This is a genomic window from Streptomyces sp. NPDC050534, from assembly GCF_044457745.1.
Lineage (GTDB): Bacteria > Actinomycetota > Actinomycetes > Streptomycetales > Streptomycetaceae > Streptomyces.
On sequence record NZ_JBITHF010000019.1, the window covers coordinates 106,150 to 120,834 of the forward strand.

Below are 14,685 nucleotides of genomic sequence, written 5' to 3' on the forward strand. Positions count from 1 at the left end.
AAAGGAAGCCCATGGCTACGACCACACCAGCCGGTGTGCGGGCTCATGCCAAGCACGGGGGAGGCTCCGCCGAGCACGCCCCGATGACGCACCGGCAGATCATGGAGGCGCTGTCCGGGCTGCTGCTCGGCATGTTCGTGGCGATCCTGTCGTCCACGATCGTCACCAACGCCCTGCCGCACATCATCAGCGACCTCGGGGGCGGGCAGTCGGCCTACACCTGGGTCGTCACCGCCTCGCTGCTGGCGATGACCGCGACCACGCCCCTGTGGGGCAAGCTCGCGGACCTGTACAGCAAGAAGGCGCTCGTCCAGATAGCGCTGATCATCTACGTGCTGGGCTCGATGGCCGCCGGTCTGTCGCAGAACCCGGGCATGCTGATCGCCTGCCGTGTCTTCCAGGGCATCGGCGTCGGCGGACTGTCCGCCCTCGCCCAGATCGTGATGGCCGCGATGATCTCCCCGCGCGAGCGCGGGCGCTACTCCGGCTACCTCGGCGCCACCTTCGCCGTCGCCACCGTCGGCGGCCCGCTGCTCGGCGGTGTCATCACCGACACCTCGTGGCTGGGCTGGCGCTGGTGCTTCTACGTCGGTGTCCCCTTCGCCGTCATCGCCCTGATCGTGCTGCAGAAGACGCTGCACCTGCCGGTCGTGAAGCGGGACGTCAAGGTCGACTGGGGCGGTGCCACCTTCGTCGCCGCCGCCGTCTCGCTGCTGCTGGTCTGGGTCACCTTCGCCGGCGACAAGTACGACTGGCTGTCCTGGCAGACGTACAGCATGGTCGGCGGTTCGATCGTGCTCGGCGCGCTCTTCATCCTGGTCGAGTCCAAGGCGAGCGAGCCGATCATCCCGCTGCGCCTGTTCCGCAACCGCACCATCACGCTCGCGTCGCTGGCCTCGCTGTTCGTCGGTGTCGCGATGTTCACCGGCACGGTCTTCTTCAGCCAGTACTTCCAGCTGGCCCGTGACAAGTCCCCCACGATGTCCGGTGTCATGACGATCCCGATGATCGGCGGCCTGTTCATCTCCTCCACCGTCTCGGGGCAGTTCATCACCCGTACCGGCCGCTGGAAGGCGTGGCTGGTCAGCGGTGGCGTGCTGGTCTCGGCCGGCCTGGGCCTGCTCGGCACCATCCGGTACGACACGGACTACTGGAAGATGGCCGTCTTCATGGCCCTCATGGGTCTCGGCATCGGCATGATGATGCAGAACCTGGTGCTGTGCACGCAGAACCAGGTCGAACCGGGCGACCTCGGCTCGGCCAGCTCCACGGTCACCTTCTTCCGTTCCCTCGGTGGTGCGGTCGGCGTCTCGGCGCTGGGCGCGGTGATGTCCCACCGGATCACGCACTACGTCACCGACGGCATCGCCTCCCTCGACCCGAAGTACCGTGCCGCGCTGGCCGGTTCGAGCTCGTCGGGCGACAGCATCCCGGACCTGGGCAAGCTGCCGGTGCCGCTGCGCACGCTGCTGGAGAGCGCCTACGGTCACGGCATCGCCGACGTCTTCATGATCGCCGGTGGTCTCGCGGTCCTCGCGTTCCTGATCAGCCTGTTCATCAAGGAGGTCCCGCTGCGGACCAAGGGCGGGCTGGCACAGGCCGCCGCCGCGGAGGAGGCCCCGGACGCCGAGGCCGCCACCGAGGCGGCACCGGCCGCCGCCGAGGCCGCCGCCCCGGTCACGGAGAAGCTCCCGAGCTGGGCGATCTCGGAGACGGCCGCCGCCGCCGACGGCACCCAGCGGCTGGCCGCCGTGGCGACCATCGCGCGGCCCGAGGAGTCCGCCCCCTCCGGCGGCACCCCGGTGCGCGGCTTCGTGCGCGGCAACGAGAGCGCGCCCGTGCCGCAGGCCGCCGTCACGCTGATCTCGCTCGCGGGACGGCAGCTGGGCCGGTCGGTCGCGCAGGCGGACGGCTCGTACACGCTTCAGGCGCCGGGCACCGGCTCGTACGTCCTGATCGCCTCCGCCGACGGCTTCCAGCCGCAGGCGTCCACGGTCGTGGTGAACGGCGAGCCGGTCTCGTACGACATCCTGCTCAGCGGCACCAGCGGGCTGACCGGTGTGGTGCGGGCCGCCGCGACGGCGCTGCCCGTCAAGGACGCGATGGTCATCGTGACCGATGTCCGCGGTGATCTGCTGGCCACCCAGGCCACCGGTGAGCAGGGCGAGTTCTCCTTCGCGGAGCTGGTGCCGGGTGCCGTGACCGTCGCGGTCAACGCCGCCGGGTTCCGGCCGCGGGCGCTGCCCGTCGAGGTGGGCGGCACCGGTGTCACCCGGATCGAGGTCGACCTCGACTCGGGCGCGCAGCTCCAGGGCGTCGTCCGGGCGCCGCACGGTCCGCTGGCCGACGCACGGGTGACGCTCGTGGACGCGGCGGGCAACGTGGTCGGCACCGCCACCACGGGCACGGACGGCGCGTACGCCTTCACGGACCTGAACAGCGGCGAGTACACCGTCATCGCGACGGGCTACGCGCCGGTGGCGACGGCCCTGACGGTGAACGGCCGCGGCGTCGACGACCACGACATCGAACTGGCCCACCCGGCCGAGTAGTTCGACCTCCGGCCCGTGGTGGGTGTGCCCTGAGCGGCGGTACACCTGCCACGGGCCGGATTCTTTACGACCAGAAACACTTGCAGGGAGAAACGGGATGGGACTGACCGCGAAGATCCGTACGCGGGACGGATGGGCCGTGTCGCACGCGGTCGTCACGGTGACCGACATGACCGGCACGCAGGTGCTGCGCGCGGAGGCGGACTCCGAGGGCGCCGTGCGGGACGCGACCGAGCTCACCCCGGGGGCGTACACCGTCATCGTCACGGCCGTCGGGTACGCGCCCGTCGCCTCCAGCGCCCTCGTCACGGCGAGCGGGCGCGCCGAGCTCGGGGCGGTGACACTGTCCCGGCAGGGCGGCACCGAGCTGCCGCCGCCCGGGCCGTGGACCGTCGACCCGGCGCACTCGTCCGTGGGCGCGGTCGCCCAGCACCTGGGCATCTCCAGCGTGCACGGCCGCTTCACCGACTTCGCCGGGCGCATCGAGATCGCCCCGGACGAGGTGGAGAAGTCCCGTGTGGAGGCGGTCATCCAGGCCGCCTCCATCGACACGGGCAACGGCATGCGCGACGGCCACTTGCGCTCGCCGGACTTCCTCGACGTCGAGAAGTACCCCGAGATCACCTACCGGTCCACGGGTCTGACGACGGCCGGCTCCGACCGCTGGACGGTGCACGGCGAACTGACCCTGCACGGGGTCGTACGCCCGGTCGACCTGGACCTGGCCTACCTGGGCACGGGCCCGGACCCGTGGGGCGGCACGCGCGCCGCCTTCCGCGCGACGACCGAGCTGCGCCGCGAGGACTTCGCCATGAACTACAACCAGGTGCTCCAGGCCGGCATCGCCGCGATCGGCACCACCCTGAGGGTGGAGCTGGACGTCCAGGCGGTGCAGGGCGAATCCCTGCCCCAGGCGTAGGCACGGCAGGAACAGGCTGAGCGGGGGCCGGGCGCCTACGCTGGCGGCATGGCACCCAACATCGCTACGAACACGACCGTCTCCCGCGACGACCTGCTCGACTTCGTACGGCCCCGGCACCGCGCCATCCTGCTGACCCGGCGCGCCGACGGCAGCCCGCAGGCCTCGCCGCTGACCTGCGGCGTGGACGACTCGGGGCGGATCGTCGTCTCGACCTACCCGGAGCGCGCCAAGACCCGCAACGCCAAGCGGGACGAGCGGGTCAGCCTCGTCGTGCTGAGCGACGAGTGGAACGGCCCGTGGGTCCAGATCGACGGCACCGCCGAGGTGATCGACTCCCCGGAGTCCGTGGAGCCGCTGGTGGAGTACTTCCGCAACATCTCCGGTGAGCACCCGGACTGGGACGAGTACCGCGAGGCGATGGTGAAGCAGGGCAAGTCGATCATCCGCGTCACGCCCGTGAAGTGGGGACCGGTCGCCACGGGCGGCTTCCCGGCGCGGCTGGCGCCCGAGCAGTAGCCGGCTCGCGTCGGGCAGTGATCAGCTGCGGGCCACCATCGCCTCGATGCCCGCCACCAGCAGGTCCAGGGCGAAGGCGAAGTCCCGCTCCCGCATCTCCTCCACCGTGTCTCCGCCGCGGGCCGCCATGATGTCGGCGTTCTGCTGGACGATCGCGGCGGCCCCGGGGGCCTGGTTCACCGCGCTCATGGCGTGCTGGAAGTACTCGTCCTGGGTCATTCCGGCGGCGGCGCAGCGGGCGATGAAGTGGCCCTCGATCGTGCCGAAGCCGTAGACGAACTGGAAGACGGCCGACAGGGCGCCGGACAGACCGTGCACGGGCAGGCCCGTCTTGCGGACGATGTGCTGGACGACCTGGGAGAAGGCCAGCGAGTTCGGGCCGATGTTCAGGAAGGTGCCGGCCAGCGGGGACAGCCACGGGTGGCGGACCAGCAGGGAGCGGTACTCGCGCGTCAGCGCGCGCAGTTGGTCGCGCCAGTCCTCGTCGGCCTCCGGATCGGGCAGGGTCAGCTCGCCGAACGCCGCGTCCAGTGCGAGTTCGAGAAGGTCGTCCTTGGTGTCGACGTACCAGTAGACGGACATCGCGGTGACGTTCAGCTCGCCGGCCAGCCGACGCATCGAGAACTTGGCCAGCCCCTCGGCGTCCAGGAGCCGGACGGTCACCTCGGTGATCCGGTCCCGGTCCAGCCCCGACGGCTGACCGCCGCGACCGCTCCGGCGGACCTTGCCCTCCAGCCACACACTGGTCCGCGCCGCACGCTCGGCTGCCCTCACCATTGGCGCACCTTCCTAGACTTTCCGACCTGACTGATCAAGATGCTAGGCGGCAGCCGGCCTCGAGGGGGCGCGGGGAACTGCGCGATCGACCCGATACGACCCGCACCCGCCGGACGTCCGGAGTCAACCGGGCTCTCAGGCGACCACCACCCCCGAGTCTGCCCGCTCCGCGCGACGCAGCAACGCCGCGGCCGACAGCCCACCGAGCAGGACGGCCACGGCACCTGCCAACTGCCCCGTCTCCAGTCCCGCTGCCAGCCCCGCGGCCGGCACCCGCGACGTCAGCACAGCGCCGAGTACCGCCACCCCCAGGCCGTTGCCGAACTCCGCGAGTGTCCCGTTGATCCCGGCACCGACCCCCGCCTTCTCCGGAGGGATCGCGCTCATGATGGCGTGCGCCATCGCCGGGTTGGCGATCGCGCAGCCGCCGCCGATCAGCAGCAGCCCCGTCAGCGTCCCGGCGTAACCGCCCGTGTCCAGCGTGGCGATGGACACCAGCCCCGCCGACATCAGGACCATGCCCAGCGCGATGGACACGGGCGTGCCCATCCTGGCCGACCACTTCGCCGACAGGCCCGAGAAGTTCAGGGCCACGACGGTCAGCGCGAGCGGCGCCGTCCGCAGTCCGGCCTCCAAGGGGCCGTAGCCGAGGACGAACTGGAGGTGCTGGGTGAGCAGGAAGAGCGCGCCGCCCATGCCGAAGGTGATCAGCACCGCCCCGGTGACGGCGCCCGTGAACCTGCGGTCCCTGAAGAAGTGCGGGTCGAGCATGGGGTACGGGACACGGCTCTCCCAGTACGCGAACGCCGCCAGGACCACGACCGCGACGGCTGCCGTGAGCAGGACGCGTCCCGACGTCCAGCCGTGCCCGGGGCCGGAGATGATCGCGAACACCAGCGAGGCCATGCCGATCGTGGAGAGCAGGGCCCCGAGGAGGTCGGGGCGGTCGCAGCGAGGGTTCCTGGATTCGGGGACCATGACCACGACGGCCACCAGGGCGAGTGCCGCGACCGGCAGGTTGATCAGGAAGATCGCGCCCCACCGGAAGTGGTTCAGCATGAAGCCGCCGATCAGCGGTCCGGCGGCGAAACCGAGCGCGTTGACCGCGGCCCAGATGCCGATCGCCTTGGGCTGCTCCCCGGCCGTGAAGATCTGCATCACCACGGCGAGCGTGGTGGTCAGCAGGAGTGCTCCGCCCACGCCCATGCCGGCCCGCGCCGCGATCAGCTGACCGGTGGTGTCCGAGAGGCCGGCCACCAGCGAGCCGGCGCCGAACAGGACCAGCCCGACGATCAGCATCCTCTTACGGCCGTAGCGGTCGGCCGCGCTGCCCGCGGTGAGCAGCAGGCCGGACTGCACGAGCGAGTAGGCGTTGATCATCCACTGGATGTCGGAGGTGCCGGCGTGCAACTCCCTGGTGAGGGAGGGGATCGCCACGTTCAGCACGGTGTTGTCGAGCAGCACGGTCAGCTGCGCGAGACAGATGACACCGAGGATCAGCCAGCGTCGTGGGTGGCCTTGGGGAGCAGACATGTTGTACACCGTATGGCACTAGCCATACGGTGTACAACGACGTTCTTTCGGCCGCTCCTGCGCCGCGTCAGCCGCTCGCCTTCTGCGTCAGGTCGTAGAAGGCGGCCGAACCGGCCGTCACCTTCTTGAAGTTCTTCTCGACCCACGACGTGATCTGCGAGGAGGTGCCGCTGCTGCTGCCGCCCATGCCGCCGCCGGTACCGGACGAGATGAAGTAGTGGATCTTTCCTTCCGCCACGTACTTCTTGAACTGGGCCAGCGTCGGGGACGGGTCGGTGCCGTTGAAGCCGCCGATCGCCATCACCGGGTCGCCGGTGGAGAGCTGGTAACTCGCCGCGTTCTGGGCGCCGATGGCCGCGGCGGCCCAGGTGTACTTCGAGGAGTCCTTCTCCAGCAGCTTCTTGGCCTGGGAGCTGACGCTCGCGCCGTTCAGCAGGCCACCGGCACCGCCGCCTCCGCCACGCGTGCCACCGCCGGTCCGGCCGCCGGGGGTGCCCTGCTGGTTCTGGCCCGGCATGCCGCCGAGGCCGCCGCGCGGGAAGCCGTTGCCGTTCTGGGTGCCGCCGTTGCCGTTCTGCTGGCCCTGCTGGCCCTGCTGGCCCTGCTGGCCCTGCTGGCCCTGCTGGCCTTGCTGGCCTTGCTGGTTCTGGCCGTTCTGGCCGGGCATGCCGCCGCCGAAGCCGCCGCGCATGCCACCGCCGCCGGGGCCGCCGCCCATCATGCTCGCGCCGGACGGGCCGGCCGTCACGATGGAGCCGGTGTGGCCCTCCTGAAGAGTGCTGAGGGTGTACGCGGTCGGACCGGCCAGCGCGGCCACGAGGCCCACCGCCGCTGCTCCGAGGGCGAGTCGGCGGTCGATCCGGCCCGCGAAGATCAGGCCGAGCGCGGCGGCCAGGCCGCCGATCAGGACCAGGTACTTCAGCCAGGGCAGATAGTCCGAGGTGCGGTTGAGGAGCACGTAGCCCCACGCGGCGCTCGCCACCACCGCGGCCGCGAGGGTGAGCGACGCCCAGGTCTCGCGCCGCTTCTCCCACAGGAGCGCGGAACCCATGCCGATCACGGCCGCGAGGTAGGGCGCGAGGGCCACTGTGTAGTACTGGTGGAAGATGCCCGCCATGTAGCTGAAGACGATCAGGGTCATCAGCAGCGAGCCGCCCCAGACCAGGAACGAGGCACGGGTGACGGACGTCCGCCTGAGCTTCCGGGTGGCCACCAGAGCGGCGACGAGGAGGATCAGCGCGGCCGGCAGCAGCCAGGAGATCTGGCTGCCGATCTCGGAGTTGAACATCCGGTTCCAGCCGGTCTCGCCCCACATGCCGGAGCCGGTGCCGCCGCCACCCCCGCCCACGCTGCCGGTCTCGTCGCCGCTCAGGCGGCCGAATCCGTTGTAGCCGAAGGTCAGTTCGAGGAAGCTGTTGTTCTGCGAGCCGCCGATATAGGGGCGCGAGGACGCCGGCCACAGCTCGACGATCGCCACCCACCAGCCGCCGGAGACGATCAACGCCCCGGTGGCGACGGCCAGTTGACCGAGCCGCTTCTTCAACGACACCGGCGCGCAGACGGCGTAGACGATCGCCAGCGGTGGCAGGATCAGGAAGGCCTGCAGGGTCTTGGCGAGGAACGCGAAGCCGATCGCGGCACCCGCCCACACCAGCCACTTGGTACGGCCGTCCTCGACCGCGCGGACGACCATGTAGCAGGCGACGGCCATCAGCAGCGCCAGCATCGCGTCCGGGTTGTTGAACCGGAACATCAGCGCCGCGACCGGAGTGAGCGCGAGCACCGCGCCCGCGATCAGACCGGCGGCGGGGCTGAACCGGCGCCGTACAGCCGCGTACACGACGGCGACCGTGGCCACGCCCATCAGGACCTCCGGGGCCAGGATCGCCCAGGAGTCGAGGCCGAAGACGCGGACCGACAGCTCCATCGGCCACAGGGAGGCCGGGGGCTTGTCGACGGTGATGGCGTTGCCCGCGTCCAGCGAGCCGAAGAAGAACGCCTTCCAGGACTTGCTGCCGGCCTGGACGGCCGCCGAGTAGAAGGAGTTGGCGTAGCCGGAGGCGCTCAGGTTGTAGAGGTAGAGCAGCAGGGTGGCGGCCAGCAGGCCGAGGAAGGCCGGGCGCGCCCAGCGCGGGTCCTCGGGCCGACCGCGCCACAGTCTGCGGACGAAGGGCTGCTTCGGCTCGCCTCCCTGGGGGGCCGTGGGGGTCACCGGCTCCGGCGGGGTCACCGGCTCCGGCGGGGTCACCGGCTCCGCCGCGGCCGGGCCGGCCGTGGCGGGCGGGCCCCAGGAGGACGGTGCGGGTCCTCCGTCGTAGGTCGTGCGGTCGTAGTGGGTCGTCATCGGGGATCCCTCGGATCGGTCTCGGTCGGACGCACCGGCTGAAGGTGCAGGGTGGCGTCCTCCCAGCTGCGGTCCGCGACTTCACCGGCGCGGATCGGGGTCGTCTCGTGGTGCTGGTGCGCGGCCGGGTACACGACCGGGCGCTGCGGCAGCGGGGACTGGTACGTCCGCTGTCCGTGCGGCTGCAGCCGGTACTGCGGGTACGGGGCCGTGGCGTAGGTCGGCGAGGACGGATTGTGCGAGGCCACCACGGTGGAGTTCTCGCCCTCGGCTCGGTCGGGGAAGACCCACGCGCGGAAGAGCAGGAAGCGCAGGACCGTCGCCGCGAGGTTGGCGGCGATCAGGACCGCCAGCTCGGTCGAGTGCGCGGGGTTCGACGTCGCCGTGTTCAGGGCGGCGAGCGAGCCGCTGGTCAGCGCGAGGCCGATGCCGAAGACCACGAGGCCCTGCGCCTGGTGGCGGACGGCGCCGCCGCGGCCGCGCACGCCGAAGGTCAGGCGCCGGTTGGCGGCCGTGTTCGCGACGGCCGAGACCAGCAGCGCGAGCGCGTTGGCGGTCTGCGAGCCGCCGAACTGCCGGAAGAGGCTGTAGAGGAGGAGGTAGAAGAGGGTCGACAGACCGCCGACGACGCAGAACCCGACGAGCTGGCGGGCCAGCCCCTTCGGCACGTCCTGGATGTCGCGGTCGCGCGGGTCGTCGCCGAACGGCCGGGTGATCCGGTCCAGCGGCAGCGAGCCGGTGGCCAGGGCCCTGCCCACCCGCCACACCCCCTTGAGGTCCTCGGTCGCCGTCTTCACGATGTGGACGGTGGAGTCCGGGTCGTCGACCCAGTCGACGGGAACCTCGTGGATACGGAGCCCCGCGCGCTCGGCGATGACCAGCATCTCGGTGTCGAAGAACCAGCCGGTGTCCTCGACCAGCGGCAGCAGCACCTGGGCGACGTCACGCCGGATCGCCTTGAAGCCGCACTGCGCGTCGGAGAAGCGGGCCTGGAGCGAGCCGCGCAGGATGAGGTTGTACGCCCGGCTGATGAACTCACGCTTGGGGCCGCGCACCACGCGGGAGGAACGGGCCAGCCGGGAGCCGATCGCCAGGTCCGAGTGGCCCGAGATCAGCGGTGCCACCAGCGGCAGCAGGGCGTTGAGGTCGGTCGACAGGTCCACGTCCATGTAGGCGAGGATCGGCGCCTCGGCGGCGGACCACACCGTGCGCAGCGCGCGGCCCCGGCCCTTCTGCTCCAGACGGAAGGTGGCGACCTCGGGGATCTCCGCCTCCAGCCGCGCCGCCACCAGGGGGGTGGTGTCGGTCGAGGCGTTGTCCGCGATCGTGATGCGGAACGCGTACGGGAACGTGCGCCTGAGGTGCTCGTGCAGTCTCAGCACACACGGCTGGAGGTCCTTCTCCTCGTTGTAGACGGGGATCACTACATCCAGGACGGGTGTACCGGCGTCGCCGGCCGGGAGGTGCTCCCGCGCCGGCAGGGTGCCGGGAGAAGAGTCGGTTCGCATGCGAACGACTCTGGTCAAGTGCCCTGTTGCACCCATGTGGTGGCACTGTGCTGCGCCTGTGAGTGCGATTGCCAATTCGTTTCGGGGGCCGGATGGGGCAGGGCCGGGGCAAGCGCCGGCAGATACACGGTGAACACGGTGCGTCCGGGCACGCTGTCCACGGTCACGGCACCGCCGTGCGCGGTCGCGACGGCCTGCACGATCGCAAGTCCCAGGCCGGTGGAGCCTGTTGCCCGCGAGCGCGCCGAGTCGCCGCGCGCGAACCGCTCGAAGACGTGCGGCAGCAGCTCGGCCGGGATGCCCTGGCCGTTGTCCTCCACGTCGACGCACATCCACGGACCCCGCCGCTGCACGCGTGCGGTGACGGTCGTGCCGGGCGGGGTGTGCTTGCGGGCGTTGCCGAGCAGATTGACGAGCACCTGCTGGACACGGGCCGCGTCCGCACTGACCAGCGCGGGCTCGTCGGGCAGGTCGAGGCGCCAGTTGTGGTCCATGCCGGCCGCGCGGGAGTCGCTGATCGTGTCGACGACCAGCGGGATGAGGTCGGTCTGCTCGAACTGCAGCGGCCGTCCGGCGTCCAGCCGGGCGAGCAGCAGCAGGTCCTCCACGAGGAGCGTCATCCGGCCCGCCTCGGACTCGATACGGCCGAGGGCGTGCCGGGTGTCGGGGCCGACCTGCTCCCTGCCGCGTCTGGTCAGTTCGGCGTACCCGCGGATGGAGGCGAGCGGTGTTCTGAGCTCGTGGCTGGCGTCCGCGACGAACTGCCGTACCCGCATCTCGCTCTGCTGCCGTGAGTGCAGGGCGCCGTGGACGTGGTCCAGCATGCGGTTGAGCGCGGCCCCGACCTGGCCCACCTCGGTGTGCGGGTCGGTCTCGGACTCGGGCACGCGCTCGCTGAGGTTCACCTCGCCGGTGTGCAGGGGGAGTTCGGAGACCCGGGTCGCCGTGGCGGCGACGCGGCGCAGCGGGCGGGTGGCCACGCCGACGAGCGCGTAGCCCGCGATGACGGCGGCGCCGAGGCCGGCGGCGGTGACGCTGACTTCTACGAGGATGAGGGTGTTGATGGTGCTGTCGGGATCACTGGTGGGGACGGCCACGTAGTAGTTGCCGGTGGCACCGGTGACGTACTTGACGCGGTAGGTGCCCAGCCCGCTGATGTCCACCGTGTGGATCTTGCCGTCCTGCGAGACGGTGTTGAGCGAGCCGCGGGCAGCCTCGCTGAGATTGCTGGCGGCCATGCCGCTGATGTCGGTACTGTCGTCCGACTTCTGGCCGTACTTGGCGTCGGTGATCTGGCCGTTCTGGACCTGGGCGATGACCGTGCGCTCCGGCTGCGGCCCGTGCGTGACGAACTCACCCAGGTCGAGGGTCTGCGGGTAGGTCTTCCCTCTCCCGCTCTTCTTGACGGGGCCGCCACCGCCGATCGGCCCGCCGATCCCCGCCGCCCGGCCGGAGACCTCGCTCAGCCGGTCGTCCAACTGGCTGTACAGATGCGAGCGCAGCGCCAGCGTCGTCACCGTTCCGATCACCGCGCACACGACCGCGATCAGCACCACGGACGCGACGACGAGCCGTGCCCGCAGGGTGCGCGGCTGTCCCGCCCCCACTCTCGGCTTCGCTCGAGCGGGGGGACCCCCACGTCGCTTCTGCGCCCGCGGTCGTCGCCGTCCGCTCATGAGGCGACGGCGGGCTTGATCAGGTAGCCGGCACCGCGCCGGGTGTGGATCATCGGCTCACGGCCGGCGTCGATCTTCCGGCGCAGATACGAGATGTAGAGCTCGACCACGTTGGCCTGCCCGCCGAAGTCGTACGACCACACCCGGTCGAGTATCTGCGCCTTGCTGAGCACGCGCCGCGGATTGCGCATCAGGAAGCGCAGCAGCTCGAACTCGGTGGCGGTGAGGTGGATGTTGTCCCCGGCCCGCGACACCTCGTGGCTGTCCTCGTCGAGGGTGAGGTCGCCGACGACCAGCACGGAGTCGGAGCGCCGGTCGGCGGCGCCGGAACGGCGGATGAGACCACGCAGCCGCGCGACGACCTCCTCCAGGGAGAACGGCTTGGTGACGTAGTCGTCGCCGCCGGCGGTGAGACCGGCGATACGGTCCTCGACCGCGTCCTTGGCGGTGAGGAACAGGACCGGCACGTCCGGGAGCTCGCGGCGCAGCCGCCCGAGGACGGTCAGGCCGTCCATGTCGGGCAGCATCATGTCGAGAACGACGGCGTCCGGCCGGAACTCCCGCGCGGTCTGGAGGGCACCCGTGCCGTCTCCGGCGCTCCGGATCTGCCACCCTTCGTAGCGGAGGGCCATGGACAGCAGTTCGGTGATCGACAGCTCGTCGTCCACCACAAGCACGCGGACGGGGCTCCCGTCCGGCCTCAGCAGTTCGGTGCGCCCCTGGGGCGAGGTCGTGGTCATGGTGGAAACAGTGTCGGCGCGCTCTGAGAGCACCCTTTCGGCAACCTGTGAATTGCCTGAGAAACGCACAGGTGCCTCTCAGGGGACCCCTGGGAAGCACCTGCCGGGCGCTCGCCGCACGGACCGACCATCATCCGCCGGGCCCAGGTGATCAGGGCGTAAAGCCTGCCTGTGCGCCTGCCTGTGCGCCTGCCTGTGCGCTCCTCACAGCCCGAACAGCCGCGCGCCGTTGTCGTGGCAGACGGCCCGCAGCCAGTCCTCGCCGAGCCCCAGCCGCTCCAGGGAGTGCAGCTGATGGACGTACGGATAAGGGATGTTGGGGAAGTCGCTGCCCAGCAGGATGCGGTCGCCGAGGTCGCCGAGGCGGGACAGGGCCCGGCTCGGGAACGGCGCGAACCCCTCGCTGAAGTCGGTGAACGCCATCGTGGTGTCCAGCCGCACCTCGCCGTACTGCTCGGCGAGGTCGAGGAAGTCCTCGTACTCCGGCATGCCCATGTGCGCGATCACCAGCCGCAGCCGGGGATGCCGGGCCAGCACGCGCGCGATCGGCTCGGGCCCGGTGTGCTTGCCGGGCGCGGGCCCGGACCCGCAGTGGATGACGACCGGGATCCCGGCCTCGGCGAGCAACCCCCAAGCGGGGTCGAGCAGTTGGTTCGCCGGGTCGTACGCCCCCACCTGCACATGGGCCTTGAACACCCGCGCGCCCGCCTCGACGGCCTCCCGTACGTACGCCTCGACGCCCGGCTCCGGGAAGAGGGTGGAGGTGTGCAGGCAGTCGGGCGTACGGCGGGCGAAGTCGACCGCCCAGCCGTTGAGCCACTGCGCCATGCCGGGCTTGTGCGGATAGAGCATGGCGGTGAAGCGGCACACGCCGAACTCCCGCAGCCGCGCGAGTCGTTCCGCCTCCTCCTCGCGATAGGTGATCGGCCACTCGACGCCGCCGGTCAGCGGGCCGAGCGCGTCGAAGTAGTCCCAGACCTTGTGCAGCACCCGCTCCGGCATGAAGTGCGTGTGCACATCGACGAGTCCGGGCAGGCCGAGCCGCTCCCAGAACTGCCGGACCTCTGCGGCCTCCACTGTCTCCGTCATACGCCCTCTCGAACCCTCAGCCGCTTCAGAACAGGCCGTCCTGAACTCCCGCCGCCTCCCTGAACTCCCGCACAGGCACGGTGCATCCATCCTCACCCACGGCCGGGACGATCTCCCACCCGGTCATCAGCCGCGTGTCCAGCACGACGACCCCGCGGCCCGCCGCGAGATGCAGGTCCGGCCCGGCGGCCGCGAGCAGTTCGCCGCTCACCCGTCCGCCGGCGACCAGCTCGCTCACCTCGCCGATGGCGTCCGGCAGCCCGGTCAGCCCGAACACGCCAACGTGATCGACGACTTCACACGGCTCGCGCGCCAGCGACTCCGGCCACCGGTCAAGCGCCACCGCCCGCGCGTGCAGCGCCTCGACCTCGGCCGCCCGCCCGCCCGCGGACTCCGGCAGCCGCGAGCGCACCGCCCGCTTCGCGGCGTACGGAATCCGGTCCGGGACCTGGAGCGCGGCGCGCAGCAGTTCCTCCGTGCGCCGGGCGGCCATCAGCGGTCCCAGGCCGAGCCAGCTGAAACAGACGGCGCCCTGCTCCAGCAGCCGCGCCGAGCCCCGCTCCCCGGCCGTGATCCCGACCTTGACCAGACCGGGCCCGAACCACGCCAGATATACGTGGTACGGCCGCGGGTCGTCCGCGATCGTGTCGGCCGCCACGGAGTGCGCCCGGTCCAGCCGCGCGCACTCCTCGCACCGCGCCCCCGTGCTCCGCCCCGGCACGACCGCCCGCACCGGACACGCATGCCCCCGCGCTCCCACACATGTCCGCACACCCCCGTCCGCGACCCCGAAGGCCAGCCGCTTGCCCCGGGCCGGCGCGCTGCGCCGCCCGCCGTCCCACACCAGCACGGGACCGTCCGCCGACCAGCGCAGCCCCGAGCACTTCCATGCCTGTGCCATCGCTGTCGAGACTAGAGGGCGGCACTGACAACGTGACGTGAGCCGGTGGACGGACTGGGTACCTGCAGGTGCGATGCCGCACGTACCGGACGGGAGAGGGGAGGAGGAGCACTGGAGGAGCGCTTCA

The 14,685-nt window shown here is 71.2% G+C and carries 11 protein-coding genes; 3 read left to right on the top strand and 8 right to left on the bottom strand.

What is annotated here, in order from left to right; translation table 11 throughout:
- Positions 1–11 precede the first annotated feature (11 nt).
- From ACIBN2_RS42385 to ACIBN2_RS42395, 3 genes are all read left to right on the top strand, one after another.
- Positions 12–2,552: an MFS transporter gene (locus ACIBN2_RS42385; protein ID WP_399142925.1), complete on the top strand. Its 2,541-nt coding sequence runs from the start codon at positions 12–14 to the stop codon at positions 2,550–2,552.
- Positions 2,553–2,649: 97 nt separating this feature from the next.
- Positions 2,650–3,471, top strand: a complete 822-nt coding sequence (locus ACIBN2_RS42390; protein WP_399142926.1) for a YceI family protein — start codon at positions 2,650–2,652, stop codon at positions 3,469–3,471.
- Positions 3,472–3,519: 48 nt separating this feature from the next.
- On the top strand, positions 3,520–3,990 hold the full coding sequence (locus tag ACIBN2_RS42395) for a PPOX class F420-dependent oxidoreductase (RefSeq protein WP_399142928.1): 471 nt from the start codon (positions 3,520–3,522) through the stop codon (positions 3,988–3,990).
- A gap of 21 nt (positions 3,991–4,011) precedes the next feature.
- On the opposite strand, the gene ACIBN2_RS42400 is transcribed toward ACIBN2_RS42395, so the two are convergent.
- The 8 genes from ACIBN2_RS42400 to ACIBN2_RS42435 form a co-directional block, all read right to left on the bottom strand.
- Entirely contained in the window at positions 4,012–4,767 is a 756-nt protein-coding gene (locus ACIBN2_RS42400; protein ID WP_399142930.1) for a TetR/AcrR family transcriptional regulator, read from the bottom strand.
- A 135-nt stretch (positions 4,768–4,902) separates the two neighbouring features.
- A complete protein-coding gene (locus ACIBN2_RS42405) occupies positions 4,903–6,300 on the bottom strand; it encodes an MFS transporter (protein WP_399142931.1) in 1,398 nt (465 codons plus the stop codon).
- Between the two features lie 67 nt (positions 6,301–6,367).
- Complete coding sequence (locus tag ACIBN2_RS42410; RefSeq protein WP_399142933.1) at positions 6,368–8,644, bottom strand: glycosyltransferase family 39 protein; 2,277 nt, start codon at positions 8,642–8,644, stop codon at positions 6,368–6,370.
- Positions 8,641–10,152, bottom strand: a complete 1,512-nt coding sequence (locus tag ACIBN2_RS42415; RefSeq protein WP_399142935.1) for a glycosyltransferase — start codon at positions 10,150–10,152, stop codon at positions 8,641–8,643. Before ACIBN2_RS42415 ends, ACIBN2_RS42410 begins: the two co-directional genes overlap by 4 nt.
- A gap of 14 nt (positions 10,153–10,166) precedes the next feature.
- A complete protein-coding gene (locus tag ACIBN2_RS42420) occupies positions 10,167–11,828 on the bottom strand; it encodes an ATP-binding protein (RefSeq protein ID WP_399142937.1) in 1,662 nt (553 codons plus the stop codon).
- Complete coding sequence (locus tag ACIBN2_RS42425; RefSeq protein WP_399142939.1) at positions 11,825–12,568, bottom strand: response regulator transcription factor; 744 nt, start codon at positions 12,566–12,568, stop codon at positions 11,825–11,827. Before ACIBN2_RS42425 ends, ACIBN2_RS42420 begins: the two co-directional genes overlap by 4 nt.
- 204 nt (positions 12,569–12,772) lie before the next feature.
- Positions 12,773–13,657, bottom strand: a complete 885-nt coding sequence (locus tag ACIBN2_RS42430) for an amidohydrolase family protein (RefSeq protein WP_399142941.1) — start codon at positions 13,655–13,657, stop codon at positions 12,773–12,775.
- Between the two features lie 25 nt (positions 13,658–13,682).
- A complete protein-coding gene (locus ACIBN2_RS42435; protein WP_399142943.1) occupies positions 13,683–14,558 on the bottom strand; it encodes a DUF2797 domain-containing protein in 876 nt (291 codons plus the stop codon).
- Positions 14,559–14,685 lie beyond the last annotated feature (127 nt).